Origin of the sequence: Paenibacillus sp. FSL K6-2393 (genome assembly GCF_038002545.1) — a bacterium.
GTDB lineage: Bacteria > Bacillota > Bacilli > Paenibacillales > Paenibacillaceae > Paenibacillus.
Genome location: NZ_JBBOCU010000001.1, coordinates 1,218,597 through 1,245,174, shown reverse-complemented (window position 1 = coordinate 1,245,174; position 26,578 = coordinate 1,218,597). Strand labels below are relative to the sequence as shown.

Genomic DNA, 26,578 nt, shown 5'->3' with positions numbered 1-26,578 from the left:
ACTTAAAGAAACTGCAGTCGATCCATTGCTCGGCTGCAGTTTTATCATATTCAGCTATTGTTTCTCGTTAGCTCAATGAGTATCCTCAATTTAGTCGTTCAAAACTCATCGATCAACGAGATACCTTTAGTAATCCTCATTCTACTATCTTGCAAGAAATCGCGGGTCCAGTCATCTGGTTTGCTTAAATCCCAGCTCCGATGCATACCGACAACCACAATGATTTCGCGAAGTCTAAGGAATAGCTTCAACAAATCCTTCCAGTTGTCTGGCATTCGTCGACCATCCTCTATATAGCCTAGCTCGAAGTGCTTTATGAAAAGTTCATACTGGTCCTTTCGTTCGAATTTCGAATCTTCTCCGAATACATATAGCGAGTAATACAGCTGGATAGCAATATCCTCGACATACCAACTGTACTGACACTCGTCGAAGTCAAAGAGAGTTAATCCCCCAGCTTCATTGATCGTGAAGTTTCCCACATTAATATCTCCGTGGATCAAACCAAAATTATCTGCATTAACAGGCAGACTCGCCAATTGTACTTTAAGTTCATCAAGGGCAATAAGGATTGGTTGAAGTTCTGACGGCAAGTAAATCCTCGGCTCGTAAGAGGTGTTCATTAAACTCCCAAGTGTGCCTTTTGGCAATCGTAGGGTTGTAAAGCTTCGCTAATTCATGAAGTCGGCCCGTTATACGTCCACACTTTTCATAAAGTATAGAATTGCCTAGACATTCTGGATATCCGATTTTACGGCCTGGTGCATGTTTAAAGCAGGTTACGTAAAAATCCATTTTATTTCCTTGAACTAGTTCACAATATTATCCATTAATTTAATAAATAGGTTCTGACACTGCTATACCACTCTCTGAAAGATAATGAATCCAATCCATTTCTGCTACAAGTCCTTCCGCCGTGCGAAGAGTGCTCGGAGTGAAACGGAGAATATATTTCAATTCATCGCGATTATAGGAATATATAAAGTTTTGAAAACCTCCAATGAAAGTGAGTTCCTCTTGGCTGCCCTCATAACGCGCGGCGCCTTCTGCAGCATGTTCGTCCAAGAACAATAATTTTATTTTTGGGTCCATTAGCTCTCCTTAGTAATATAGATTAAATTATGGCCTAACTCGCTGTTGCCTAAATTTAATAAAATGAATGCCTGGTGACATGCGAAAGCCCCACTTTCAAGATTTTTATATACATATAAATCATACTAATCCAACTTTTTACAGTCAACTAAAATGGTTGATCTATTGCGCTATCCTGCCCGTTAGCTTAATAAGGAGCTCATCATCCTATTATAATTTTCCTGTTCTCTACTTTCTGTAAAGGTATACCACTAAGGATCGTTAGCATTTTTTCAACGATCCCTATTGTCAGTCCGCTAGTTGAAATAAGTAACTGATCACTTCGATACCCTGCCGACTATAAGTCCTAGGGATATTAGATTGCATCTGTTTACCAACAGTATTCCAATCATAGAAAGGAGACCTGAGATGATTCGCCTGTTAGCCTTGATTTTATACATTTTATACATCAAAGGGATTACTTATGTAAGGTCACAGCCACTCACCCTAATTAGAGCGTCTCAACCAACTTCTGAATCTTTGAGTGGGAAATTAAATATACAGGACCCATTGTTTCTATGTTGCCGTCCTTTACACGTATAGCGCTCTCCTGTTCTGCCGCATAAACATCAATCTCTTCAGACAAGGGGAACAGGTAGCCTTGAACAAACGTGGCGTAGTCGCGTTGAGAATGAGATTCATAGGCAAAATGATCAAAGCCAATACCATCATAAATAGTACTTGTTTCCAGTTCATCAGTGTTATTCAAGCTTAACCATTTTGCTGCCATGTTTAACGCACCGGCGCTGGCCCCCAGGATAACGGCATTGCTATTCTTAATCGCATTCGATAATTCATAATCCAACAAAAAATGGTTCTGTAGAACAGGATATCCACCACATAAAAAAATGACAGAAGCGTTCCGAATGAATCGCTGAGCATCTTCTTTCTGCATACGGTAATCAATGAAATGATATTCATCAAAAATAATGTTAGCCTGATTCAACCAGGTCCATTCAGAAATATCATCCATGTTAATTTGCTCATCTGTATAACCAGACGGGTCAGCACTAATCATAACAAGCGATTTTCTGTCTTGTATATCCTCTTGCAAACAATGGACCAGCTTCTCAGGAAAAAAATGATTAAACCAACTGAAATAGTAGTGAGTTTTCAAACTTAATTACCTCCATATGTATTATTTATATTCATCCATAGGATTCATAGACAACCTCTTTTTTACATACACCATACAAAATAATCCAATTTATTGATAGTACATTTAACTTAGATATAACCACGTTAAAAAAAGCCCGGTTCATCCCCCGGGCAACATACACTTTTGTATGGGTTACTTACTTATAAATTCTACCATCTTTTGATGCAATTCCTTCTCAGAACATTGAAAGATACCATTAAAATCCTGGGGGTTACGGATCAATTTGTTTAACTGGTCTATTCCATATTGTTGAACAACAAACTCCACAAATAGGAACGAAAACTGAAAACCCTTCATCGTTTCGAATTCCCAATTATCATTATCTAATTGTTCGAACGTTGGGATCTCTAAATTGTGAATAGCCTCTTCTGTTGTACCATCAATAAAGTCCTGAGTCATCAGCTTGGCTTCATATCCACCAATTCCTTGCCTTATCCATTTCGGAGCCTTCGGATTAATTTCACTTATTAGCCACATGGTGAACAAGTGAACCGTACCTTTAAGAATCGATTGATAGGTATGCTCCGGTCCTGGATTTAATGGAGATACAATTTTGAGAATACTCCCTTCATAGGTACCCATGAACCAATTCGGAGCATCTGCTTCTCCGACCGCTTGGTGAAACGATGGCATATCAGGATATACTTCAATCGTTACTTTGCGCGATGGATGATAATTGTACTTTAGCGAGATTCGTTCAATATGATCACTTAGTTCATTGAACAAATCATGGTGTACTTTATTGGGCTGATTATTCAATCCCTCGTTTTCACCCTTATTAACAATTGAAATCAAATCTTGAATAGACATGATCGTAACGCCTCCCCATTCTTTCAGTTCCTTTTTAAGTTTTTCCAAAGCTCTGTAGAGTCTGTTCTTTACTGCACTTTCACGCATCCCTACGATCTTAGAAATTTCAAGCAGTGTGCAGTCCACAAAAAAGCGTAATGCAATGATTTCCTGGTCGGTTTCATTTAACTTTTTCAGCGCAATTCCGATATCAATTCGAAAATCAACATACTTCGTAAATTCAAGGGAGATCGACTGTGATTCATATCCTGTAAAATCAAACGGCGTTTCTTTTTTTCGCGATAACCTTCGATATTCGTTTTTCACTGTATTCTGAGCAATCTTGAATATCCACGTGAATAAATTTGATTTGCCTTGAAATTGGTGAAGATTCTCGACTGCTTTTAAAAACACCTGTTGAGTCAAATCATCTGCAACCATCGGATTCAATTTCAGGGAAAAGTACTTGCAAATTCTTTGACGATACAACTCATAAGTGTTTTCAAAGTCAGTGATACTTTCCTGTTTATCCGGATAAACAGGTTTTGTGTCATGAGCTCCTGACATGGTAAGAACCTCCTCTTGATTTACAATGAATTAGACACCAGAGAGAGTCAGAAGGCCACATAAATATAAAATATGTATTCAACTTTTTAGGCTTGTTACTTACAGGACCAATGGCTAATCACCCTTTTTGAAATCTGTCTTCAAATCATCTCTATGATTTCATATCTTTACAAATTAACAATGATAAGCAAAGATTGGAGTAGTTCTGGAGGGAATCACATCATGTAAACGCCTTCCCAAAAATGAAGGAGAGATAATAATGAAATACACCAATGTTTTATTATCAGGCCTCATTGTCTTAGGTAGCTTAGGCACGTTATCAACTGTATCAGCTTCGTTCCATACTCTTGATAAGTCAGTAGCTCCAATTGCTGTTAAATCAACTTCTGTGAACTCCTCGACATACCAGAGTATACCTAGGTTTGAAAAAACGATAGGCTCAAATAAAATTGTCTGGAAAGGTGACAACATCACGATAACCGCGAACACCTTAAAGCTAGATGCTGCTGCAGATTTTGAGCAAAACATTATTGACACCATTGTAGTTACTCATGGTAAAGAAAAGCACACCTTACAAACGGGAGATTTTGAAGTTAAATTATTGAATATCACTAGTGTTGTTGGATCTCCATCAAATGAATGGATTGCTATCCAAGTAGAAAAAAGTGCCGGCAGCAACCTCATTCTCGTGAACTTTAAAACAGGAAAGTACACAATTTTAAACGAACGTCTTGAAAAAGCAGGTAAACAAAATGTAGAAACCATTTCATCATATAATTGGTCACCAAAAGAAGACATCATTGCATTTTCCTATGGAAATACGGAGAAAAGCACTTTAGCAATCTACGATACTAAGAAAGACCGTTTTGTTTATCTCCCTCGGGCAACCAACTATATTAGCACCGGTTTAATTTTATGGCATAAGAACGGAAAAAATATAGATTACATTAGTGAGTATCCTTCAGATCAATGGATTCTTTTTAGATACAATACAGCCAGCAGCCAAGTTAAACCTGTTAAAAAAATTAGCCGGAAAGAATTTCAACAGTGGTTAAAATTAGATAAATAAAATGATTATTCAACTCTCCTTCCTTTATCCCCTACCTACTGACTGACAACAGTTCTCTCGTCCATATTTTGTATTAAACAAATTTTCTTTACGACTTTCATGTGGTTTGTAGCGTTCATATTAGTGAACAGAATATTCTAGTAAATTTGGGTTTTCATAAAAGAAAAAGGAGGTGATTGGTTTTTCCCCGTTAGAAGTTGGTACTACGCAAATTAAAACCGAGGTGTAAAATGAAGAAATCTATAATCCTGTTACTTTTCAGCGCACTGCTACTCATGCTAATTCCCATGCACACCCATGCAGCTACGAATCAAACTAAAATTATTTTAGATGGCCAGGAGCTGGTTTTACCCAGTGATGTTGAAGTCGTCAATGTAAGAAACAATATTATGATTCCTATTCGAGTAGTCGCTGAGAATTTAAAATTCAACGTGAAATGGGATCAAAAGACACAAAATGTAAATATCGAACAAGCTTCCAATGCCATTTCTTTGACCGTTGGGAAGGATCAAGCTACAGTCCAAAACAACAACGTCAAACTTAATATCGCTCCACAAATGATCAAGAATACGGTTGTTGTTCCTCTACGTTTTGTTAGTGAAGAGATGGGTCTGAGAGTGGGCTGGAATAACAAAGACAAGATTGTTACACTAACCAGCAATAATGTATCACAACCAACTTCACCTTCTAATGGGAATGATGCAGCCACTAACCTGGTTCATGATATAACTTATGCCAATAATCAACTCGTCGTCTCATTAGACCGTGAAGTTGCTCCAGTCATATCTACACTAAAAAATCCCGAACGGATTATCGTAGATTTCCCATCCACCAACTTCGGAAATATGGGACAAGTCCCCTCTGGAGGATCCATGGGAAGGTTGGATGTTAACGAATTTCCAAATATTACCGAGATACGTTATTCTCTTTTTAAAAATGATCCGCCTCAGGTTCGAATCGTAATCGAATTAAACAATATAAGTTCGGTGAATTACAAACAACAGACAATCGCCGGTAAATTTATCCTTGATCTAAGTATGACAAATGAATCTGCACCTGCCACTCCTGTTAACAGCGGCAAAAAAATAGTCGTTATTGATCCGGGGCATGGAGGAAGTGATCCAGGTACAATAAGTTTTACCAAAAAACATGAGAAGCATTTTGCCCTTGCTTTAGGCCTAAAAGTGCAGGCTCTTTTAGAAAAGGAACCCGACATAGAATTAATTATGACTCGGGAAACGGATATCTACCCTACACGACCGGAACGTGTCAAACTTGCCAACGATCTTAATGCAGATGTGTTTGTATCTATACACGGTAACAGTGTAACCGCTGCTCCTCAGATATCGGGAACTGAAACGTATTATTACCAACGCGAGAGTAGTAAAGCACTGGCGACCCTCATTCATAAAAAACTGATCAATGCCTTGGGATTTAATGATCGTGGCGTAAAGAACGGAAACTACCAGGTCATCCGAGAAACCACGATGCCTGCGGTTCTTCTAGAAATCGGATTCTTAAGTAACCAGATTGAGGAGGAGGCCATGATGTCAGAAACCAATCTAAATAAAGCGGCACAAGCCATTGTGGATGGGATAAAAGAGTATTTGAAGTTATAGGGTAGTGAATAATTTAAGAGGATGTGCTTCTATGAAAAAAAGAATCTATTGGGCTATCACGATTTGTGCCATAAGCATACTAGCGGTAGGCTGTGCTACGAAACCTACTTCTTCTAGTCCAGTGCAGGGTTCCGATCCGGCAAGTACAACACCAGCGCCAATAATTAACCCGAGCGAAGAAAATGAAGAATCTCAAGAAATTGAGGTATTCTACGCAGATGATCAACTATTACAAGTAGAGCAACGTAAAAAAGAAATTACATTCAAAGATGACTCCGAAAAATATAGTAAGACATATGCGGCCCTTCAAAGTAGCGATCAAACCGAACTTATTCCATTGTGGAGTAATATTGATCTACTTTCTGCTACTTTTGATCAAGGAAAATTAACGCTGGATGTGCATATTCCAGATGAAGCAAGATTAGGGTCTGGCGGCGAGCTTTTAGCGATCGATGCTTTGAAAGGAACTTTTTTTCAGTTTGATGAAGTAACCAGTATTGATTTGCTTGTTGACGGAAAAGCCACTGACAGTTTAATGGGTCATGCAGAATTAGAGCATCCACTAACCCGTGAATAAATCCATAGAAAAAATATTCTCTGTTTGAAGTGTAGAAATGCCACAATATAAAAAGCATGATCTAAAAATAAAGATCCATTCGCAAAGTAATTAGGCGAATGGATCTTATTTTTTCGGTTAAAGTGGACTTGCACTTCTTCTATGTCAGGGAGTTATGAAGTTCCTTTTTGTTTACTCGCCTGCATCTGCTGGGCAAATCTCATCATCTCTTCGAACTCTTCCTCAGATACGGCATCCCCATCGGTGCTTATGTCTTGTACAATCGGAATTTCGGGCTTAGCTTTGGTTCCTTTGCCGTATGTACGGGTACGGGTTCCAGCTGCACCAGCAGCCTGTTTGCCTTTGACCTTGGCCTGATCACGAATATATTGCACAGCTTTCTCATATGAGTTTACCTGCTTGAGCAACATGTTGGAGGCAATGGCCTCAACGAAGTTACGGTTAATCCGCTGCTCTCCGCCGGATACAAGTAATGCCATCAAATAATGAATCAATACATTGATGACTTCACCAGGCAACTTGTAGCTCAGATCAATTTTCTCAAATATATCGATCAGATTGTCCGGTACTGCGCCCGGGAAGAACGTCTGCAACAGACGCGTATACGGCTCATTACGAAGCATCATATTATATTGATGAATATCACACTTCGTCATAAATTGTGGAGGTACTTCGACGTAATATTCCATCTGTACTCCATGCTCAACAGGTGGTTCACCGGAGTCTTCTTTCCGCTCTGGCTCTTCCATATGCTGTCTCAGTGCTACGACCTTCGCGGCCTGTACGGTCTGTTGCTCATGACGCTTCTTCGTCTGTCTGAACTGCATACTTGCTTTATGCTGAAGATCATCCAGAATTAGCTGGCCCTGTGGACTGAAGATATCATCTTCATCCAGCAGACGGCATACATCCTGCACACTAAGGTTAAACTTGTTCACGACATAATTCACAATGCCCAGTTGTTCATGATCGAACCGCAACTGTTCTACATGACGGCGATTGACCGACTCCCGCGGAAAACGCAAAATAATGTCAGCGTAGTTCAAACTGTTTTCTTCCGCTGCATCATTCGTGCCTGTCCGCTGGGCCGTAGTCGATACTTCCGACAATGCTTGCTCCAACTCGTAATCAATCACATGGGTATTCAATTCAAATATATCGTAAAAGGGAACGGAAATATTCTCTTTATTGGCTGCCGGATAAGGCGCGTCCCCATTTTCCACTGCCGAGAAACCCGAACGCAGGGAAAGCACGGCGAATTTGCCTATCTTGTCACGAAGCAGCAGTGTCAAATGCTGTGTCCGGAAAAACTCTGCCGGAGAGAGCGGCGGTTGCAACTCATATTCGTAGATGTAATCATCATTTTCCGGTATATATAGCCGTGAAGTCTGAAGTAGCCCCACTGCCTCAAGCTTGGATGTCTGCTCTAACAAATATTTGCGCCCTTTCTCACTTGGCTCCAAGCCAAGCGTCATGAACAGCCTCCGTTGCTGTTCAAGCGGCGAATAACCGACCTGTTCACCGGGAAGATGCTGAAACAACAGCCGATACAAGCCAACCGCAAAAGCACCTACCATGGGCTGATATGCTCCTGTAAGCATACGGTCATCCAGGGCGCTAAGTCCAAACTCCCTGTATACGCAGTAGCGATGATGTTCAGTATAATGGTGCAGATTCTTCATGCGCATAGCCTGATCTCCTTCTCCCCAAATGTATGTTTATCTATTCTATCATAAATGTCTGATCCTCAAATGCTCAAAAACAGGTAAAAAGATGGCCTGTTCTCGCTCCGTTTCGTCCTAGGTCGACATCATTCACGTTTTCGCCGAATTTAGCAAATTTCTAAATAAAAATGTCGAGAGCCGCTAGAATACTATAAAAGCTGTAGCCGCAGAATACAAGGGAATATCTGAAGAGAATGTTCTCCAGATGTATATGAAGTACAAGTGTACAATAATCCTTCTAATATAAATAAACAGCAAAAAAGCCTTCCCTTTGTACTCGTAAGCGTTTACGACAAAGACAAGACTTTCACGCGATTACAGTGGCATGTGTTACCTCACTCCAACAATCTAAAACATTCTGTACCCACCCAAACGCAACTTCTGGATCGTCCAGCCACTGATTATCGCACCAGCCAGTCCAGCGATGCCCGTCATATAGTCTACAAGCTGGAAAGAACCCAGATGTGACATTAGAGATGACGAATGATCCCATAGAGAGTAAACGACGACAGGCAAAATCACAATGATGAACAGATAGGAAGGAAACCAAGTGGTCTTCATCAGCATGTTCAGAATGAAACCGATACCAAACATCATAACGAAAAATAATACCATCAATACCAACACAGGTATAAATTGCATCGGGCGACATTCACCTCTTCTTTCACACATTCAGGTTTCACTTCTAGATAGTAGTTAGTGTACCGCAAAAAATGTGGCGAAGCAACGAACTTTCTGGACAAATTTCCCTATATTTATACTCTGTTCATTTGCCCTTCTGCTTCATGTTGGGATACAATGTAAACGATAAAGCACTCACCCGTCCCTTATAGTGCGTATTCAAAAAGAATGGTTTTCAGTACCGAGAAGATGGAATGAAGTTAGAAATGGAGCGGCGGAGCGTAGATAGAGCTACGTGAGCAGCTACAATGTTTCCTAAGGAAACATACTTCGGAAGCCTCCCACTTATTTCGGCTGAATGCCATATTCGATGCTGATGATGCCACTAGGCATCATTCGTAATCAAAAGCGGACTTTTTGAACAACCTCTTATAGGGATTTGGAAATATACCTTGCAGGAGGAACACAACCAATGAACGAAGCCGCATCAACACTGGAGGGCTGGTATGCCCTGCATGATTTTCGCTCGATTAACTGGGCCGCCTGGAAAGCAGCAGATGATGAAGAACGCGCTGTAGCACTGGACGAGCTTCAGGAATTCTGGAAAGAATGGAAAGAAGTCGAGGATTCATCCAAAGGAAGTACCGTTGTATATACGGTTGTAGGTCAAAAAGCAGACCTCGTCATGATGCACCTGCGTGAAACGCTGGAAGATCTGAAGGCTGTTGAAAACGCGTTTAACAAAACGATGTTTGCTCAATACACAACGAAGTCGTATTCCTACGTTAGTGTAGTGGAACTGAGCAACTATCTTGGCAAAGAAGGCGAAGACCCGATGCAGAATCCGGAGATTATCGCCCGCCTGAAACCTGTTCTGCCACAACGGCAATACATCTGTTTCTATCCGATGAACAAAAAACGTGAGCTGAATGACAACTGGTACATGCTGTCCATGGACGAGCGTCGCACCATGATGCGCAGTCACGGCATGATTGGTCGTAGCTATGCGGGTAAAGTGAAACAGATCATTACCGGCTCTGTCGGTTTCGACGATTGGGAATGGGGCGTTACACTATTTGCGGATGACGCACTTCAGTTCAAAAAACTCGTCTATGAGATGCGTTTCGATGAAGTTAGCGCACGTTATGGCGAATTCGGTTCGTTCTATGTGGGAAGTCTGTTGAACGAAGGAACCCTGGAAGACATGCTTAAGCTGTAAAAATAGCACAAAGTACAATAAAGCACCGCGACATCTCCTTTTAAGGATATTGTCAGCGGTGCTTTATTATCTATCAATATTCTACTACCTCAAGCTTGATTTAGATCTATATTGTTTGAACTATTTATTTACACAAAAACGGAAAGGACAGAAAAAACCTGAAAAAGCGAAGCGTTCGCCTTTATCACCGGATTTTCCCTTTAACAAAAGGGAATCAAAAAAATCTGGGGATAACAGCGATTGGAAGGTTATTCTGTCATTGAAGTGTATGTGTAAACATCTTTAGTTCAACTTATATCGTCTCTAATCTTGCTCCTCATCTACCGCTTTCAGCGATTCGAGGAACTCGGCTGTGGCCCGATCACGGTCACGCCCCTTCTCTTTAAGCCGCTCAATCGCAGGCATAATGAGAATATCCACTTCTTTCTGCACAATGTAGGCCAGATCATATTGATCCTGTTCCTCGAGATAACCACCGACCTGCATCAGGGCGTTGTATCGATCCAGCTCTTCACGTGTTAATAGTCCCCGGACCTGAACACTACAATGTCTCATCCAAAAAACCGCCCTTTCTTCAGGACTAGCGGAATACCACCAATGATGAACAGATAACGCAGATCAACCAGCTTCTTCAACTGAGCCGCTTTCCAGCCCTTGTATTTCTTGCCGCCTACAACAGCAATGGCTTCACCTTTACCCAATGAAGCAACCGTTCCTTTGCTCGTAAATACAAAAGGTTGCGGCTGTTTCTTGCGAATGGATGCCACGACGTTCTTGGCGCAGTTCACACCCTGCTGCATCGCAATCTGGGCTGTTGGCGGATAAGGCCGTCCTTCCGCGTTGAACACAAGTGAATTATCACCAATGACATAAACATGTTCATGCCCCGGAGCACGCAAGTAGTCATCTACTTTCACACGTCCTCGCATCACTTCAAGACCTGCCTGTTCAAGCAGTGAGTTACCGCGAATACCGCCGGTCCATACAACTGTAGCAGCATCGAGCTTTTCACCCTCACCCACAATAACCCCGTCCGGGAGACATTGCTTGATTGGAACACCAATTTTGAAAGTAACGCCCTTCTTCTTGAGCACATTCATCGCATGTTCTACCAATTCCGGGTCAAATCCAGGCAAGGCCGAAGGCGCCGCCTCTACATTATAGATGTGCACATGTTTCGGATTCACGTCGAACTCCTTGCACAGCTGTGGAATACGATCTGCAAGTTCAGCTACGAATTCTACACCACTGAAACCCGCTCCACCTACGACAAACCGAATACGATTTCGTTTGTTATCGTTTTTGTACATCGCAAATTGATATTCGATGTGTTCTCGAATCAGTCTGACCGAGTTAATGCTGCGGATTGTCATCGCGTGATCGAGCATACCCGGAATCCCGAAGGTCTCGGGTTCTCCGCCTAGTCCAATAATTAGATAATCATAGGATAACGTGCCATCCTCCAGAATAATCTTCCGATCCTGCAGACGAATCTCCTTCACGGAAGACTTGACCAGATCAATCTTGAACTCATCAATCAGCTTCGAAATGGGTACTCTTGCATGCTCAATGGTATCCGTGCCGGCTGCCGGCATATGTAGATGTGTAGTAATATAATGATAATCATGCCGGTTCACCAATGTGACGTCGGCCTCGTTATAGTTCAATTCCTTCTGCAGCCGCTGGGCTGTCAGAATCCCGCCATAGCCCGCGCCGAGGATGACGATTTTGGGAATACTGCTCATGTCTATACCCCTTCCGGTTTCACTTGCATCAGCCCGATCTTGGGTGAGATGCAAAATGCACATACTTACAAATATTGATGAGGTCTTGCCCATTATGACGACAAATGTTAACTTCGCGAATTTATTTAAACGTTTGCATCAATTTCATAACTCACTAAAAATGGATTTTATGAAACTAGATATCGACATATTGAACTTTTTTGATCTATATCTAGACTTGATTGAAGCAACTAAAGGGTTTATGAAATTGATACGTTTGCACGCAAGTTATCGTTTCAAGTTGTGAAATTAACCACAAGATTCTACAAAACACGGGATCTGTCTTCATATTACATATTGACTCTAAATTAGACAAAAAAACACATAGTACAGGTCAAGGATATCTGTATTTCAAGTAAAGATCAAGGTTTTTTTTGTTATTTTTCATAACCTTTCATTTCCAATTTCATCCTATTCTCATCTGATCTTCATCAATTATTCTCTGATTCGTGACACCGCTAACTTTGCAACCCTGAGTACACCGTTTATAATAGGAAAGACAGTTCAGCACCAATGCCAGTTACGATACGTAGCCTGCACATTCTTTCTGTTAACTACCTATTAAAATATGAAAGGTGTTGTTGATTCTTGACTGCACAAAATTCCAGTCATGATATGACTGATTTACTTATTATCGGTGGAGGCCCTGCGGGTCTGTTCGCCGCGTTTTATGGTGGGATGCGTCAGGCATCCGTTACACTGGTTGAAAGTATGCCACAGCTTGGTGGACAGCTTGCCGCTCTTTACCCGGAGAAATACATCTATGATGTAGCCGGATTTCCTAAAGTAACGGCTCAGGAACTGGTGAATAACCTGGTTGAGCAAATGAGCCATTTTAACCCGAACATCCGCCTTGAAGAAAAGGTTGTATCGGTGGAGAAAAAGGATGAACAACATTTCGTCGTGAAGACGGATGAGAATGAATATCATGCCAAAGCCGTCATTATTACAGCTGGCGTAGGTGCATTCGAACCACGTCGCCTGGAGCTTGAAGGTGCTGCCAAGTTCGAGAAGAGCAACCTGCACTACTTCATCAGTGATCTGAATGCCTTCGCTGGCAAAAAAGTACTGATCAGTGGCGGCGGTGACTCCGCGGTAGACTGGGCACTCATGCTGGAGCCTATCGCTGAGCAAGTGACGCTGATCCATCGCCGGGACAAGTTCCGTGCACATGAGCACAGTGTCGAAAACCTGATGAATTCCAAGGTGAACGTTGTTACACCGACCGAAATCACGGAACTTCATGGGGATGACACCATTACCAAGGTAACCCTTTCCCATGTGAAAACCAAAGAAACACAGGAAATCGAAGTAGATGACGTGATCGTTAACTTCGGATTTGTCTCTTCTCTCGGACCGATTGCCGAGTGGGGTATCGAAATTGACAGCAACTCCATCGTTGTTGATTCCCGCATGGAAACATCTATTCCAGGAATCTTCGCTGCCGGAGATATCACAACCTACCCAGGTAAACTGAAGCTGATCGCTGTCGGATTCGGCGAAGCTCCAACAGCCGTTAACAATGCGAAGGTATACTTCGATCCAGATGCCAAGTTGTCCCCAGGACACAGTAGTAACATGAAACGCTAGTTTTGCGGAAATAACATATATTGATACAAAAAAGGGTATCTTACTCCTGAGTGAATCCATATCAGGAGGGATACCCTTGTCTTATATATGCCCGCTGTGTAACGGTCTGGTTGTACCGGAGCAGGCTTGCCCCCACTGCCTTCAGGGACTGTTAGAATGCGGCAAATTGGATGATTACACCGGACCATACAGCCCCTACGTATTCCAACCTTCCTCTGACACGGCAGACGAAGTCGAAAACGTTTGCAATCATGTGATGTACTGTCACCATTGTCAGACGAGCACGCCATGGCCTGTCTCACTATGGGACTTGTCCGGAAACCTGTAACATTGCCTGCAATGAGGATCTCTAGTGAAGAATGGCAGATACGTCGGTACCCAGTTTGCGCTTATGGATTTCTGCCAACAGCAGTGCGATGAAATCTCGTTCGAGATTCAACTCAATCGCTTTATGGTAGGAATCCAACAACATCTCATCGGATAACATAGCCATTTCCCGCCACAACCTTTCCTTTTTTTTCCTCAAAACTATCATATCAGAGATTCATATAGAGAACAAGCGTTCTTGTTATCCACAACGTTATGTGGAAATCCTGTGCATAGTTTGTTGATAAATGGAAAAAATACAGAGTAATCAACGTGTATAGTGTGGACAATATTTATGCACAGGAAGTTTGTACTACTGTCAGAACGTTTATCAGCGTATTTTTTTTGGAATAAATTCATAGTTTCAAGACTTGTTGCGAGTAAATTACCCAGTAATGTAAAATTTCAAACGGTTTTCATACCGTTTTCTTCTATATTATCGGTTTTTCTTGAATTTTCTTGAGTTTTCCCATTCATTTTCTATTGAGGTCTGGTATTCACTTCCAAAATCCAGATCTTGCCTGAATAATCCAGTCCATAATCAAATCCAAGCTGACCTACACCAGGGAACTGACTTTCCATAATGTACGTACATGTCAGTGTAAGGGAGCGCATCTCCCGGCGTTTGTGCCGACCGGATATATGTGGCAGGGATAAACCAAGAGCTCGCCTTCCTGATAACATGGTGCCACCCTTGCTCAGATTCGTCACACAGAGTCCGGGACGAGCGAGTCGTCCTACTAAAGAACGGAATACCCAGCCTCGTTCGGTTTTGACAACTTTGACTCTGTAATCAACAGGTCTCCCTTGAATTGTTGCCAGATGAATACCTTGCTGGATCAAGTACTTGCGTCTAGCTTTTACACGCACCAGAGAGCGATACATCTGGCTGAAACTGGCGAAAGAACGGGTCGTTTTCATATGGGTGTATCGATAAGCCCCACCGCTCGCCGATACCCGAATGACACCGTAACCACCGCCTCCTACAATAGGTTTGACATACACCATTCCATAACGACTGAGCATTTGCAGCAGATTACCCGAGTTGAATGCCTTGGTCTGTGGGATATGGACAGCCGCTACCGGGTATTTCATCAGAGCCGCTGTCTTCCGCCATTTGCTTGCAAGTTGTCTCGACATGGGTTGATCTCCTTCCTTGAAACAATAGTCCTTCCTTATACATACTCAACAGAAGCCTTGCTTTCTTGGATGTCTGTCCACGGCAAAGGCCCCTTTTCCATGTAACCTGTCCCAGGGGTGATGGCGGAAACGGGAACAAGCGCCTGGTTTGCTTTTCAAACAAGTCAATCTGTCGTATGCTACTAAGGAATGGCTTGGAAGGGCTTAAATATGAGGATCTAAGGAGCGTTCAGAACAAATGGAAGCATTTTTCAAATCACTTTATGGCGTAGCCTATTTTGCAATGTCGATCGTTCTGGTAGCTGTTACGGTACTTCTTTTTGTCACAGGTATTCGACTGTTTATGCAAAAGCGTAATCGCGGCTTTGCCGTGAGTTGTCTTATATTTGCCTGTTTCATCGTCTTTATCATTGTTGTTATGTTAACTACGCCCTTCTCTGCCACACCGCCGGGTTCACCGGAAGCCATGGCTGCCCTTCTTCACTTCGGGTAGTTGAACCTCTGTAGAAGGAGATGCTTATGACACGTACTAATGAAACCTTAGGAATTATTGATATCGGCTCGAACTCCATTCGTCTGGTTATCTATGAACTGGATCAGGACGCAGCCTATCGCATCATTCATGAAGACAAATACGCCGCTCGTCTGAGCAGCGTTGTTGAGTCCGATGGAACCATTCTGCGCCATTCTCTGGATAAAGCCATTACCATCTTGCGTCAATTCAAAGCGACCTGTGAAGCGTATCAGACCAAGCTGATTCGCGCAGCAGCTACAGCAGCTATTCGTAATGCAAGCAATGTCCTGGAGATTATTGAATGGCTGGAGACAGAGACGGGACTTACCATTGAATGTGTATCGGGAGATCGGGAGGCCTATTATGGGTTCCTTGGTGTCACTCAATCCATTGATCTGGCAGACGGTTACGTCGTAGATATTGGAGGCGGCAGCACAGAGATCACGGTCTTTCAGGATCGGAAAAGGTTACATAGCATCTCCCTCCCCATTGGTGCAGTGAATTCACATGCCCGTTATGGGGGTGAAGATCAGTGGACCGAGGCGAATGCAAATGCATTGTGCAACGAAGTCATTGAGGCTCTCCGTGGACAGGATTGGATTCGTGAGCATCCCGGCCTGCCACTCATCGGACTTGGTGGCACAATGCGTACACTTGCCAAAGTGGAACAGAAGCGTACCCAGTATTCTTTGCCTGTCACCCATCATTATGAGATCAGTGAGGAAGCGATGGAGAACATCGCTCGCTCCTTGCCTCATCTCACCTCGGCACAGCGCAAAAAGGTACCTGGGCTCGCCAAAGATCGCGCAGACATCATTGTGCCCGGCGTACTGATCCTTCGAACCGTCTTCCAGTTAATACAGGGAGATCGTTATGTGGTTAGTGGTGCGGGTCTACGAGACGGGTTGTTGCGTGATTACATGGCTGGAGGTCAGCCGGTCGTTCCGGACGCGCTGAAGGACAGTATCCGCAACTTTATCCATTTTGGTCCGCCTATTCCAGAGAAACGTCTGCAACGGATTCATCAGGATACGGTTACCCTGTATACTGCATTACAAGGTACCCCTCCTGATCAAGCAGATGCCCGAATCCTGTATGCATCCTCCATGCTGCACATGGCAGGTAAACAGATTAACTATTTCCGTTATACACAGCACTCGGCCTATTGGATCATGAATGCAAGTATCTATGGACTTTCTCATCGGGAGACCATTCTAAGTGCCAGTGCAGCTGATTATCATCCCAAAAAAAGAACGCCCCAGCTGCTGAATAAGCACCGGGACATTCTGAAAAACTCGGATGAGCGGCATGCTCATCGTATTGGCTCTCTGCTGCGCGTAGCGGAAGCCATCAATCGATCCGAAAGCATCGCTGCGATTGAAGCAACAAAAGAAAACGACTCGCTGCAGGTGCAATTCACCTGTACAGCTGAGCCGTTACTGGAACTTGATGGCCTGGAAGAGGCCGTCAAGGATCTGAAGGAAGCCTGGGGAATTACGTTAACGCACTCCATTCAGCAGGCTTCCAAGGGATAATCCCCATGGCCTCCGTCTGACTTCTCAGCGGGGGCTTTTCATTTTTTACAAATACATAATTGCCACCAGGCATAAGCTCTCTGGCTTTGACATTATCCATAAGGGACAGATTAAGAATATCGACCAGCATCTTCTTCAGCTCTGGATCAAATACGGGACACATCAGTTCAATTCTTCGATTCAGGTTACGTGTCATCCAGTCTGCACTGGAGATGAATACATCCGGGTTGCCGCTATTCTCAAAATAAAATAACCGTGAATGCTCCAGAAAACGATCCACAATGCTAATGACCCGAATGTTCTCACTGAGCCCCTCTACCCCCGGACGCAGACAACATACACCACGCACAATCAGATCGATCTGCACGCCAGCTTGAGAAGCCTCATACAACTCATCAATCATATCCTGATGGGATAAGGAGTTGATCTTGGCAATGATTCTGGAAGGTTTGCCCTTCAGCGCATGCTCCGTTTCTCTACGAATCAGTGCGAACAGTTCATCCTTCATACCATCCGGAGCTACGCGGAATGCCTGCAATGCCTTCGGACCGGAATATCCGGTAATCTCATTGAACAACTCGGATGCATCTTCCCCAATAATCGGATTGGAGGTGAACAGTCCCACGTCCGTATACACTTTGGCTGTACTCTCATTATAGTTACCTGTTCCTACATGAACATAACGTCTCAGCCCCTGCTGTTCCCTGCGTACGACAAGAATGATTTTGGCATGGGTCTTGAGTCCAACCAGTCCATAAACCACGTGACAACCGGCCTTCTCCAGCTTACGAGCCCAAGCTATGTTACGCTCTTCATCAAATCGGGCTTTCAGTTCCACCACCACCGTGACCTGCTTACCACTCTCAGCCGCAAGTGCAAGTGCCGGAATAAGGCGTGAGTCGCCATTAACCCGATATAATGTCATCTTGATGGCCAGGACTCTTGGATCTTCGGAAGCCTCCAATATAAAATCAGTGACTGGTTCAAACGATTCATACGGATGATGCACCAGTACATCGCGTTTGCGCAGCAGCTCAAAATGACTTTCTCTTGGCAGAAACTCCGGTGGATAGACCGGCTTCACCGGACTGTATTTCAGATGTGAAAAACTTTCCAGACTGTCCACGAATCCCGCCAGAAAACTCAGATCAAGTGGTCCATCAATTTCATATACCGGGTCCTGAATATCAAATTCATCCTGCAATTCCAATAAGGCATCCGGACGAAAATCCTTACAGACTTCCAGTCGTACAGGAGCCCCGCGGCGTCTGCGTCGCAATTCTTTTTCAATGGCCTCAAGCAGATCTTCCGCTTCTTCTTCATTAATAAACAGATCCGCATTGCGGGTCACTCGGAATTCCTGTGCAGCAAGTGAGACATATCCGCTAAAGAGCGTATGAATATGATGTTTGATGAGGTCTTCAATCAGAATAAATGTTTTCTTTTTACTATTCGCCCGAATGGGAGCTTGAACTACTCGCGGCAGATTGGAAGGCACCTGAACAATAGCCATAAACGGCTCGCCCTCTTGCTCCCCTTCCTTCTGAAGCATCACGGACAGATAGACAGACTTGTTGTGTACCAGCGGAAACGGACGACTCTGGTCAATCGCCATTGGTGTGAGTACCGGAAAAATAATTTCATGAAAGTATTGGTCCATTGCGCGCTGCTGTGTCACATTAAGATCTGTATATTCCTGAATGTTCACGCCTTTTTTGGCTAGTAGACGAATGAGTTCACGATACGTTTTATACTGTTCGGCGACCATGGTCCCGGTTCGTTTGATCAATCTGCGGTACAATCCCGAAGGCGTGTATCCTGTAAAATCTTTTTGCGTGAATCCGGCCTTGATCTTCTCTTTTGTCTCTGCCACCCTTACACTGACGAACTCGTCCAGATTACTAGCGACAATGCCGAGAAATCTCATGCGTTCCAGCAGAGGCGTTGTTGGATCCTGGGCCTCCTGAAGTACGCGCCGATTAAATTCAACCCAACTCAAATCACGATTAACGTAGTTGCCTGTTTTGACGTCTCTATGCATGTATGGCCTCCGAATGTGTTGCATATCTATTCTTGGTTAGAAGTTCTCATATAATTGTACTATTCGTAATCAACATCAAGCGTCAGCGCAGTGTAAACGCTACGTAAAATTTATGTAAATGATACCTCATGGCCGCAACTTTTTCCATCCCTTTACAAAGGTCAATAGACAGAGTAAAGTGAAGTACAGTGTGATTTGGTCGGGTTGCTTGTTCTCATTCCAAATATATTTGATTAAAGGAGTATATAATGAAATCCAACAAACCTAGAACGTTACAAAAAAATATAGAGTTTTTCACGGCTGCACTATCCCAATGTATGGTAAGCGCATGGCAGGAAGACCCGGCTGGCGTCTATTGCGAGGTCGGTTGTGGCATTGTGGAGCGGATCAGTGAAGACAGTGTGCGCATCCGAAACAATGACGGAACAAAGAGTCATTATGCACGAGATATCACGATGTTCCAGACTGAAAAATAATTTTGCGTAAAAACGTAAAAAAGACTAGCTTTCCGAAACCAGGTGTTGTATACTCTTGCCACAAGGAAAGGAGGTGCGTCAACATTTCTAATCACATGTTGAACGTGTCCCTTACCCGATCCACTAGCTCAAATTAAAAGAGTCTGGTGGAGGCGCGGGATACGGATCAATGTTTCAAAAAGCGCCACGGGTAGAAAAGCCGTCTTCGGACGGCTTTTTGTTTTCTCATTTTCTGTAGAGAGGTTGAGAAAACACCCAAAATATTGGAAATAGACCCTTTAGTAGAGCAAACCAAGATGGCTATAATTAGGATGCAACTCAACCTAAATCCGAGGAGGCATCTTGTAATGTTCAAAAATGTAAGGGGTTTCAAGACATCCATCATGTTGGCTTTTGTTTTGTTATTCACCTCCATCATGTTGCCCGCAGGTCAGCATGCCAGCGCAGCACCAAGTTTCGCCAAAGGAGCTGACATCAGTTGGGTTCCCGGAATGGAAGCCCAAGGTTACAAATGGAAAGATAAAAACGGGGTACAGCGTGACATCATTGATATTTTGAAAAACGACTATCAAATCAACTCCGTTCGCATTCGGGTCTTTGTTAATCCTTCGAATGATTATGGGAACGGTTACATGAATAAGGATCGTGCGGCTACACTCGCACAACGTGCCAAGAATGCTGGCATGAGTGTAATGCTTACCCTGCACTACAGCGATTCCTGGGCAGACCCTGGTCAACAAACCAAACCTGCTGCCTGGAAAAACTATACGTTCCAACAGCTCATGGATGCGGTATGGAACCACACTCGTGAAGTTATCACAGCGATGCAAAGCAAAGGTGTTACCCCTGACTGGGTACAGATCGGTAATGAAACAAGCAACGGCATGTTATGGGAAGATGGTAAAGCATCCACCAACATGAAAAACTATGCGTGGCTGGTGAATACAGGCCATAACGCAGTGAAATCCCTGAGCAGCGGTACCAAAACCATTGTGCATCTGGCAGGTGGGGATGATAACGCCCTCTATGTATGGAATATTGGTGGTCTGATTAATAACGGAGCTAACTTTGACATGATCGCCATGTCCCTCTATCCTTCAGCTTCCGGCTGGAACACCGCTGTTACAAATACGGTAAACAACGCCAAGGATATGATCAACCGTTATGGTAAAGAGATCATCATCTCCGAAATTGGCATGGACAATAACCAGGCTGCAGCTGGTAAAAGTTTTGTTGCGGCGATGAAAAACCAAATCCGCAATCTGCCAAATGGCAAAGGAAAAGGTGTATTCTACTGGGAGCCTCAGGCTACACCAGGATACAACGGCGGCTACGGCAAAGGCGCATGGCAGTCCAATATGATGCCAACGGCTGTCATGGAAGGATTTATTGACTAGAACACGGAGAGGTTAGAAGTTTGGATGGGAGCAGTGGTGGGCGTTCCGGTGGCGGATCGTTCTTATGATCGCTGTTATCCCCAGATTTTTATGAATTCCCCTGATAAGGGGAAAATCCCGGGATAAAGGCGCACGCTCCGCTTCTTCAGAATCGATTCCGCCCCCTCCACTACGTTGCTGCTCCTTGAGACACTTCTAAAACCGTGTGTAGTCAAATGGATTAGGTAGCAAGGTAAAACAAGGGCTTGAGGCGCTGTTCCCGGTGGGATGAGCGCCTTTTGGCGATGAAGTGCGTTGAGGGGGCCGCGTGGTGGCGTTCCGGTGGCGGATCGTTCTTATGATCGCTGTTATCCCCAGATTTTATGAATTCCCCTGATAAGGAAAATCCGGGGATAAAGGCGTACGCTTCGCTTCTTCAGAATCGATTCCGCCCCCTCCACTACGTTGCTGCTCCTTGAGACACTTCTAAAACCGTGTGTAGTCAAATGGATTAGGTAGCAAGGTAAAACAAGGGCTTGAGGCGCTGTTCCCGGTGGGATGAGCGCCTTTTGGCGATGAAGTGCGTTGAGGGGGCCGCGTGGTGGCGTTCCGGTGGCGGATCGTTCTTATGATCGCTGTTATCCCCAGATTTTATGAATTCCCCTGATAAGGGGGAAAATCCGGGGATAAAGGCGTACGCTTCGCTTCTTCAGAATCGATTCCGCCCCCTTCACTACGTTGCTGCTCCTTGTGGAACTTCTAAAGCGTGTCGCGATCAATCGAGGAGGGGTGTACCACTCGGGCTGGAGACTGATGTTCTTTTGGCTTACATATGAATATAATAAGTTTATTGAGATAACACATAGGATCAACTTTTTATAGGAGAGGAGGCATAAGGATGAGTTTTTTAAAAGGGCTAGGTCAGTTAGCTGGGGAAGTAACCGGGAAAGTACTCGGCGGCAGCGTGAGGGTTGTTGGTGAGATCGCAGGAAGCCCCTTTATCAAAGAAATCGGAAACGGCGTAGAGAAAGCTACGATTAATACAGGCAAAACCGTTGGACAACTGGCTAGTGGCACATATGATCTTGCCAGTGGTGCAATTCGAAAAGATGATACCGCCATAGACGCGGGGCTTGCCGATATTGGAGGTGCTGTAACCAATACTGCAAAAGGTGTAGCGATATCAGCCAAGTATGTATATAACAGCGGTAAAGATGTTGTTGTGGGCATGAAAGAGGAAGATAAGGACAGAGTGAAGCTTGGTGCCAAGAATCTTTTAGCTGCTGCTGCGGTAACAACACTCGCTGTCGGTGTGATTGATGCAGTTGATGGGGCTGAAGGTGTGGATACGTAGGAATTTGGATTAGAACACCAATAACACAATAACTGAAGAAACACAGCCTAGCAGGGCAACAAAAATATGGAGACAACTAAATGAGATTTTTTCAAGTAAAATCCGTTGTCTCTTCTGAATAAAACACGAGTAGATGAACACCGTTATCACAACGGGCAGATATAAATGAAGATCCGGACCATCCGTGCTCGGGAGCAATTTATTAATAAGCCCACCTATCGTCTCGTTGACGAGCATAACCCCGTATATAACACCAATTATCGCTGAAATAGAAAACTGAAATAATGTCTGAACTACATCATTCTTTGTAAAGAACAGAACACGTTTACGGTACAGGTCATTGACCATCATATATCTGTTGCCTCCTCATTTTCTTATTACTATTTTTGATTAGTACTCCTGTATTTTACCACAAGGTTGATCCAGCTTCCTTTCTGGTTTTTGTCGAGTTTCGTTCCCCTCAAACAAATAGTTGCCCTGTCCACCAAATCGGCAGACAGGGCAACTATGACGATACCAGAATACCTCTAAATTCAGCTTACCTTAGCTAGTCTCGTAGCACGCATTGATGCGGCAGCGTATACGATAAGCGCTGTCCAGATCAGCGCGAAACCAACGAGCAGAACTGGCGAGACCGTTTCCTTGAACACGAACACGCTCAGGATCAGCATGATTGTTGGCCCAATATACTGTACGAAGCCTAATGTGGACAACGACATTCGAGCAGCCGCCCGTGCAAAGAAGAGCAGCGGCAGCGCCGTCACCACACCAGATAGAAGCAGTTCGAAGAACATGGGCGCAGGCAGCGTCCATGCCGTTGCTTTTCCTACAACAGCCAGATAGATCCAGTAGCCGAGTGCGACGGGCAGAACTACAGCTGTCTCCGAAAATAAGCCCACAGAAGCGTCTTGCTTAATCTTCTTCTTCGCCAGACCGTACAAGCCAAATGACACGGCCAATGAGATCGCAACCCATGGGAAACGTCCGTAGTCGATAGCGATGATAAGTACCGCGACACCAGCGATGGCAATCGCGAGCCATTGTCCCCGGTTTGGTTTTTCATGAAGGAAGACAACCGCCAGCAACACATTCAGCAACGGGTTCAAATAATAGCCCAGACTTGTCTCAACGACATGACCATTGTTAACTGCCCAGATGAAGATAAGCCAATTAACAGCAATTAGCAGCCCACTCGCGGTAAGGGACAGCAGGGTCGAACGACTGGTCAGAATGCGCTTCATGTCACTCCAACGACGTTGGACGGCAACGAAAATCCCCATAAAGACAAATGACCAGACAACCCGGTGTGATAAAATCTCGCCTGCCGGTACATTTTCAAACAACTTCCAATACAGCGGGAGAACCCCCCACATGATATACGCAATGATCGCGTTGATTAACCCATTATTCATAGCTTTTTCCCCTCTTACTTACTCTAATGTCTCAACGGATTATACGCCTCGATCCTTGTTTAAGTAAAGGGGTCATAGGTCATGCTGGAAGCCATGCTCTCGTTCAACTAATTTATCTTTGGGCAAAAGCTTCACGTTAGTGCAGCGAGATTATACTTTTCCCTTTTTCTTTCTTACTCTCATAAAAAGGATAAAAATCACCGCAAATACGACTACACCTATGATATATAAATCAATATCTTGCTCAAACATAAACCACATTTTGTGTTCTAGGTTTACTTGTTGTTTTGGTGGATATCCTTCCCCGAATAGTTCAGTTGCTTGATTAAGATTATTCATTTCGATAGTCACACTGCACGGACTACTGCTTAACTCGCCATCCACTTCGCTAAAGTATATTAAGTATTTGTTGCCTTCCTTAAAATCAAACCCCCAAGTGTAGTTAGTTGCAATAATGAGTTGAGAGACAACTTCAGTATTCCAACTCCTTTCAGCCTCCACTAAAATATATCTAATTTTCTCTTTGGTCCCCGTAAACCCCTCTTGCTTTAAGTCGACCTTTATTTGCTTTACTTCACCATAAACAGCTCCATCATATATTTCTAACTGTTCTTGGGGGCTTCCCGATTCTACACATGACAAAGCGTTAACATCTTGTGCATTTGAGATAAAGAAAACGGTGGATATAAAACATATTAACGTGAATATACGAAGCTTCAGTTTTCCCACCTTCTTCTCATGACGTTATTTCGTACATCTTTATTGACCTTTTCAATAGGAAAAATGTTGCATTTTCCTGGAAGTTTAGGTGAACAAAGAAGCAACCCACCGACACCGTCGGTTGCTCCAATTGTCTTTGTTAAGTTATCATCCAGATAATCTAAAAGAAATAAAACTAAGATACTTTTCTTACAGCAAACCATAGCTCAACAAAATTCAGTCCATCTTTACCACCAGTAATTTCAAATTCCATTCCGTCGACCTGTTCGTATCCTGTAGTAGGAAGCCATTCAGAAAAGAATCGTCTATATAAAGTTTCAATAGTTTCATCGAATTTATCCCATGTAAAAGGATCAGATGAAAAGATCGCCCACGTTTGTGCTGGTATCGTTATACTTGTGTAACCATCAGATTTACTTGTTTCACCTTTAAATGCACACAACATGTATGGGAAGGTATCCTCTCCAGTTTTTTTGTAGCTACACACCGCATGAACTTTATGATAATTCGGATTCAAAGAGTTTGGTAGATCACCAGCATTTGTAGCAAGTCTTTCAACCTCACCGTTTTCGTGGCTTTGCTTCCATAATTCTGCGGGGGTCTCTACTCCGTTTACTTGAAACACTTTCTCAATTCCAAATATTTCGAAGGATTCTTTTGTTTCGATACGATAGTTCATAGGCTCTTCCCCTTTGATTGAAATAAGGAAGGAAAGCCGAGGATAGGCTTTGAGGGCAGTCCCTTCTTCACGAGCCATCGCTGGATTAACACCATGCACCGATTGAAAAGCTCTTGCGAATGATACCGGTGACTCATACCCATACTTTATGGCAATATCAACAACTTTCCTATCACTATTCTGCAATTCAATTGCAGCCAGAGTCAGTCTTCTTCTTCGTATATATTCCGCAAGTGAAACATTGGTAATGAACGAGAACATTCTCTGGAACTGATGTGAAGAACAATAAGCACATTGAGCAATTTCCTTCAATTCGATCTCGCCGACCAAGTTCATTTCAATATAATCCAATGCCCGATTCATCCTCATAAGCCAATCCACCCCATCCCTCCTCTCAACAAAAGTATAGTTTCGTTAGGTTTTCGTATCGCAACTATTTGTGCGCAATTAAGTTTCTCGTATCGTCCGAAGGATATATGTTGTAAATTTTGTAATGAAGTATTGCATATTACCTTCTCATCCTTTAGCAAACTAAATAAATCATAAAATTAAAAAGCAGCCGACCCTTTTGATCAACTGCCCGAATGGTGGTCATTTCATTAACGTTTCATGGTAGCATCACATTTGATCCTAATCTGGTTACTTTCACTTTCCTCCAACATGAAACACACCAATTACGGTTTCACCATCCTTGTCATACAGTGGAATATCCCATCCGTCTGGTGGTCTGCTGTTCTGTATCGCAATAGCTTCTTCAGGTGTTTTTGGTTGCTCGCCATCCATGTCTTTTTTCAGCAGATATCCTTCTGTACCATCCACACCAGTAGCCAGGATTAAATCAGGTTCCGTTTCTGGAGAAGTCGCATATATGGCAGAGCCATATGTTTGTCCATTCTTATTTTTCGGATAAAGAGAAGTGATGTGAATTTGATTCATCGTATTTTTAACGTTTGTATATTGGGACAACCCTGAACCACTCGATACACTAATCATAAAAACCGCAAAGATCAATAATATAACTCCTTTAGAATACATCTTCACAACTGTTCACTCCCTTGTACATTTGAACTCGCAGAAATTCCAATGAAGAGAAGATGGTTTTCACATAATCACATT

Annotated in this window: 27 protein-coding genes; 11 read left to right on the top strand and 16 right to left on the bottom strand. The window is 43.4% G+C overall.

Annotated elements, in window-relative coordinates:
- Positions 1-98 precede the first annotated feature (98 nt).
- From MHI14_RS05435 to MHI14_RS05420, 4 genes are all read right to left on the bottom strand, one after another.
- Complete coding sequence (locus MHI14_RS05435) at positions 99-650, bottom strand: phosphotransferase (RefSeq protein WP_341129978.1); 552 nt, start codon at positions 648-650, stop codon at positions 99-101.
- A gap of 184 nt (positions 651-834) precedes the next feature.
- A complete protein-coding gene (locus MHI14_RS05430; protein ID WP_341129977.1) occupies positions 835-1,092 on the bottom strand; it encodes a hypothetical protein in 258 nt (85 codons plus the stop codon).
- A gap of 490 nt (positions 1,093-1,582) precedes the next feature.
- Positions 1,583-2,248: a cyanophycinase gene (locus tag MHI14_RS05425; RefSeq protein WP_341129976.1), complete on the bottom strand. Its 666-nt coding sequence runs from the start codon at positions 2,246-2,248 to the stop codon at positions 1,583-1,585.
- Between the two features lie 174 nt (positions 2,249-2,422).
- Positions 2,423-3,646 (bottom strand): RNA polymerase sigma factor, encoded by a 1,224-nt coding sequence (locus tag MHI14_RS05420; protein ID WP_341129975.1) that lies wholly within the window; start codon positions 3,644-3,646, stop codon positions 2,423-2,425.
- Positions 3,647-3,905: 259 nt separating this feature from the next.
- Between MHI14_RS05420 and MHI14_RS05415 the strand changes: the two genes are divergently transcribed.
- The 3 genes from MHI14_RS05415 (at position 3,906) to MHI14_RS05405 (ending at position 6,911) form a co-directional block, all read left to right on the top strand.
- Entirely contained in the window at positions 3,906-4,715 is an 810-nt protein-coding gene (locus tag MHI14_RS05415) for a hypothetical protein (RefSeq protein ID WP_341129974.1), read from the top strand.
- A gap of 230 nt (positions 4,716-4,945) precedes the next feature.
- Positions 4,946-6,334, top strand: coding sequence for an N-acetylmuramoyl-L-alanine amidase family protein (locus tag MHI14_RS05410; RefSeq protein ID WP_341129973.1), 1,389 nt, complete (start codon positions 4,946-4,948; stop codon positions 6,332-6,334).
- A 31-nt stretch (positions 6,335-6,365) separates the two neighbouring features.
- On the top strand, positions 6,366-6,911 hold the full coding sequence (locus MHI14_RS05405) for a GerMN domain-containing protein (RefSeq protein WP_341129972.1): 546 nt from the start codon (positions 6,366-6,368) through the stop codon (positions 6,909-6,911).
- Between the two features lie 152 nt (positions 6,912-7,063).
- Here the strand turns inward: MHI14_RS05405 and MHI14_RS05400 are convergent, their stop codons facing one another.
- Entirely contained in the window at positions 7,064-8,599 is a 1,536-nt protein-coding gene (locus MHI14_RS05400) for a helicase DnaB (RefSeq protein WP_036605770.1), read from the bottom strand.
- A 384-nt stretch (positions 8,600-8,983) separates the two neighbouring features.
- Complete coding sequence (locus MHI14_RS05395; RefSeq protein ID WP_091037866.1) at positions 8,984-9,277, bottom strand: YuiB family protein; 294 nt, start codon at positions 9,275-9,277, stop codon at positions 8,984-8,986.
- A 451-nt stretch (positions 9,278-9,728) separates the two neighbouring features.
- On the opposite strand from MHI14_RS05395, the gene hemQ reads away from it, so the two are divergent.
- Positions 9,729-10,475 (top strand): hydrogen peroxide-dependent heme synthase, encoded by a 747-nt coding sequence (gene hemQ, locus MHI14_RS05390; protein ID WP_062837936.1) that lies wholly within the window; start codon positions 9,729-9,731, stop codon positions 10,473-10,475.
- A 303-nt stretch (positions 10,476-10,778) separates the two neighbouring features.
- Here the strand turns inward: hemQ and MHI14_RS05385 are convergent, their stop codons facing one another.
- Both MHI14_RS05385 and MHI14_RS05380 read right to left on the bottom strand, forming a co-directional pair.
- Positions 10,779-11,030 (bottom strand): hypothetical protein, encoded by a 252-nt coding sequence (locus MHI14_RS05385; RefSeq protein WP_091037868.1) that lies wholly within the window; start codon positions 11,028-11,030, stop codon positions 10,779-10,781.
- Positions 11,027-12,220, bottom strand: coding sequence for an NAD(P)/FAD-dependent oxidoreductase (locus MHI14_RS05380; RefSeq protein WP_036605766.1), 1,194 nt, complete (start codon positions 12,218-12,220; stop codon positions 11,027-11,029). The genes MHI14_RS05385 and MHI14_RS05380 overlap by 4 nt, the downstream gene beginning before the upstream one ends.
- Positions 12,221-12,874: 654 nt before the next feature.
- On the opposite strand from MHI14_RS05380, the gene MHI14_RS05375 reads away from it, so the two are divergent.
- On the top strand, positions 12,875-13,849 hold the full coding sequence (locus MHI14_RS05375; protein WP_210437008.1) for an NAD(P)/FAD-dependent oxidoreductase: 975 nt from the start codon (positions 12,875-12,877) through the stop codon (positions 13,847-13,849).
- Between the two features lie 76 nt (positions 13,850-13,925).
- A complete protein-coding gene (locus MHI14_RS05370; RefSeq protein WP_074096361.1) occupies positions 13,926-14,177 on the top strand; it encodes a hypothetical protein in 252 nt (83 codons plus the stop codon).
- A 21-nt stretch (positions 14,178-14,198) separates the two neighbouring features.
- Here MHI14_RS05370 and MHI14_RS05365 read toward each other — a convergent pair whose 3' ends face one another.
- Both MHI14_RS05365 and MHI14_RS05360 read right to left on the bottom strand, forming a co-directional pair.
- Positions 14,199-14,342 (bottom strand): sporulation histidine kinase inhibitor Sda, encoded by a 144-nt coding sequence (locus tag MHI14_RS05365; RefSeq protein ID WP_017692430.1) that lies wholly within the window; start codon positions 14,340-14,342, stop codon positions 14,199-14,201.
- Between the two features lie 353 nt (positions 14,343-14,695).
- Positions 14,696-15,355 carry a YheC/YheD family protein gene (locus MHI14_RS05360; RefSeq protein WP_091037871.1) on the bottom strand — a complete coding sequence of 220 codons (660 nt, stop codon included), beginning with the start codon at positions 15,353-15,355 and terminating at the stop codon, positions 14,696-14,698.
- A gap of 238 nt (positions 15,356-15,593) precedes the next feature.
- Here MHI14_RS05360 and MHI14_RS05355 point away from each other — a divergent pair, with 238 nt between their 5' ends.
- A complete protein-coding gene (locus tag MHI14_RS05355) occupies positions 15,594-15,848 on the top strand; it encodes a hypothetical protein (protein ID WP_017692428.1) in 255 nt (84 codons plus the stop codon).
- A 26-nt stretch (positions 15,849-15,874) separates the two neighbouring features.
- Positions 15,875-17,404 (top strand): Ppx/GppA phosphatase family protein, encoded by a 1,530-nt coding sequence (locus MHI14_RS05350; RefSeq protein WP_341129971.1) that lies wholly within the window; start codon positions 15,875-15,877, stop codon positions 17,402-17,404.
- On the opposite strand, the gene ppk1 is transcribed toward MHI14_RS05350, so the two are convergent.
- The gene (gene ppk1, locus MHI14_RS05345; RefSeq protein WP_339310725.1) at positions 17,364-19,445 is read right to left on the bottom strand and encodes a polyphosphate kinase 1; all 2,082 of its coding nucleotides are present in this window, start codon (positions 19,443-19,445) and stop codon (positions 17,364-17,366) included. The two genes, MHI14_RS05350 and ppk1, sit on opposite strands and share 41 nt — an antisense overlap.
- 248 nt (positions 19,446-19,693) lie before the next feature.
- On the opposite strand from ppk1, the gene MHI14_RS05340 reads away from it, so the two are divergent.
- The 3 genes from MHI14_RS05340 (at position 19,694) to MHI14_RS05330 (ending at position 22,651) form a co-directional block, all read left to right on the top strand.
- Entirely contained in the window at positions 19,694-19,921 is a 228-nt protein-coding gene (locus MHI14_RS05340; protein ID WP_017692425.1) for a hypothetical protein, read from the top strand.
- Positions 19,922-20,268: 347 nt separating this feature from the next.
- A complete protein-coding gene (locus MHI14_RS05335; protein WP_445670328.1) occupies positions 20,269-21,318 on the top strand; it encodes a glycoside hydrolase family 53 protein in 1,050 nt (349 codons plus the stop codon).
- Positions 21,319-22,195: 877 nt separating this feature from the next.
- On the top strand, positions 22,196-22,651 hold the full coding sequence (locus MHI14_RS05330; protein WP_101314224.1) for a hypothetical protein: 456 nt from the start codon (positions 22,196-22,198) through the stop codon (positions 22,649-22,651).
- Positions 22,652-22,660: 9 nt separating this feature from the next.
- Here MHI14_RS05330 and MHI14_RS05325 read toward each other — a convergent pair whose 3' ends face one another.
- The 5 genes from MHI14_RS05325 to MHI14_RS05305 all read right to left on the bottom strand — a co-directional run bounded on the left by MHI14_RS05325 (position 22,661) and on the right by MHI14_RS05305 (position 26,473).
- Entirely contained in the window at positions 22,661-23,002 is a 342-nt protein-coding gene (locus MHI14_RS05325) for a hypothetical protein (protein ID WP_091037880.1), read from the bottom strand.
- A gap of 182 nt (positions 23,003-23,184) precedes the next feature.
- A complete protein-coding gene (gene rarD / locus MHI14_RS05320) occupies positions 23,185-24,063 on the bottom strand; it encodes an EamA family transporter RarD (RefSeq protein WP_341129970.1) in 879 nt (292 codons plus the stop codon).
- A 150-nt stretch (positions 24,064-24,213) separates the two neighbouring features.
- Complete coding sequence (locus tag MHI14_RS05315; RefSeq protein WP_133387453.1) at positions 24,214-24,792, bottom strand: hypothetical protein; 579 nt, start codon at positions 24,790-24,792, stop codon at positions 24,214-24,216.
- A gap of 166 nt (positions 24,793-24,958) precedes the next feature.
- Entirely contained in the window at positions 24,959-25,843 is an 885-nt protein-coding gene (locus MHI14_RS05310; protein WP_341129969.1) for an AraC family transcriptional regulator, read from the bottom strand.
- Between the two features lie 264 nt (positions 25,844-26,107).
- Entirely contained in the window at positions 26,108-26,473 is a 366-nt protein-coding gene (locus tag MHI14_RS05305) for a hypothetical protein (RefSeq protein ID WP_289390329.1), read from the bottom strand.
- Positions 26,474-26,578 lie beyond the last annotated feature (105 nt).

Bases quoted from the DNA above. Each gene is read 5' to 3' on its own strand.
- ppk1 (WP_339310725.1), bottom strand. From the start codon at position 19,445: ATGCATAGAGACGTCAAAACAGGCAACTACGTTAATCGTGATTTGAGT.
- MHI14_RS05385 (WP_091037868.1), bottom strand. From the start codon at position 11,030: ATGAGACATTGTAGTGTTCAGGTCCGGGGACTATTAACACGTGAAGAG.
- rarD (WP_341129970.1), bottom strand. From the start codon at position 24,063: ATGAATAATGGGTTAATCAACGCGATCATTGCGTATATCATGTGGGGG.
- MHI14_RS05365 (WP_017692430.1), bottom strand. From the start codon at position 14,342: ATGGCTATGTTATCCGATGAGATGTTGTTGGATTCCTACCATAAAGCG.
- MHI14_RS05410 (WP_341129973.1), top strand. From the start codon at position 4,946: ATGAAGAAATCTATAATCCTGTTACTTTTCAGCGCACTGCTACTCATG.
- MHI14_RS05360 (WP_091037871.1), bottom strand. From the start codon at position 15,355: ATGTCGAGACAACTTGCAAGCAAATGGCGGAAGACAGCGGCTCTGATG.
- MHI14_RS05430 (WP_341129977.1), bottom strand. From the start codon at position 1,092: ATGGACCCAAAAATAAAATTATTGTTCTTGGACGAACATGCTGCAGAA.
- MHI14_RS05355 (WP_017692428.1), top strand. From the start codon at position 15,594: ATGGAAGCATTTTTCAAATCACTTTATGGCGTAGCCTATTTTGCAATG.
- MHI14_RS05395 (WP_091037866.1), bottom strand. From the start codon at position 9,277: ATGCAATTTATACCTGTGTTGGTATTGATGGTATTATTTTTCGTTATG.
- MHI14_RS05335 (WP_445670328.1), top strand. From the start codon at position 20,269: ATGTTCAAAAATGTAAGGGGTTTCAAGACATCCATCATGTTGGCTTTT.
- MHI14_RS05415 (WP_341129974.1), top strand. From the start codon at position 3,906: ATGAAATACACCAATGTTTTATTATCAGGCCTCATTGTCTTAGGTAGC.
- hemQ (WP_062837936.1), top strand. From the start codon at position 9,729: ATGAACGAAGCCGCATCAACACTGGAGGGCTGGTATGCCCTGCATGAT.
- MHI14_RS05380 (WP_036605766.1), bottom strand. From the start codon at position 12,220: ATGAGCAGTATTCCCAAAATCGTCATCCTCGGCGCGGGCTATGGCGGG.
- MHI14_RS05405 (WP_341129972.1), top strand. From the start codon at position 6,366: ATGAAAAAAAGAATCTATTGGGCTATCACGATTTGTGCCATAAGCATA.
- MHI14_RS05325 (WP_091037880.1), bottom strand. From the start codon at position 23,002: ATGATGGTCAATGACCTGTACCGTAAACGTGTTCTGTTCTTTACAAAG.
- MHI14_RS05330 (WP_101314224.1), top strand. From the start codon at position 22,196: ATGAGTTTTTTAAAAGGGCTAGGTCAGTTAGCTGGGGAAGTAACCGGG.
- MHI14_RS05400 (WP_036605770.1), bottom strand. From the start codon at position 8,599: ATGCGCATGAAGAATCTGCACCATTATACTGAACATCATCGCTACTGC.
- MHI14_RS05340 (WP_017692425.1), top strand. From the start codon at position 19,694: ATGAAATCCAACAAACCTAGAACGTTACAAAAAAATATAGAGTTTTTC.
- MHI14_RS05350 (WP_341129971.1), top strand. From the start codon at position 15,875: ATGACACGTACTAATGAAACCTTAGGAATTATTGATATCGGCTCGAAC.
- MHI14_RS05420 (WP_341129975.1), bottom strand. From the start codon at position 3,646: ATGTCAGGAGCTCATGACACAAAACCTGTTTATCCGGATAAACAGGAA.
- MHI14_RS05375 (WP_210437008.1), top strand. From the start codon at position 12,875: ATGACTGATTTACTTATTATCGGTGGAGGCCCTGCGGGTCTGTTCGCC.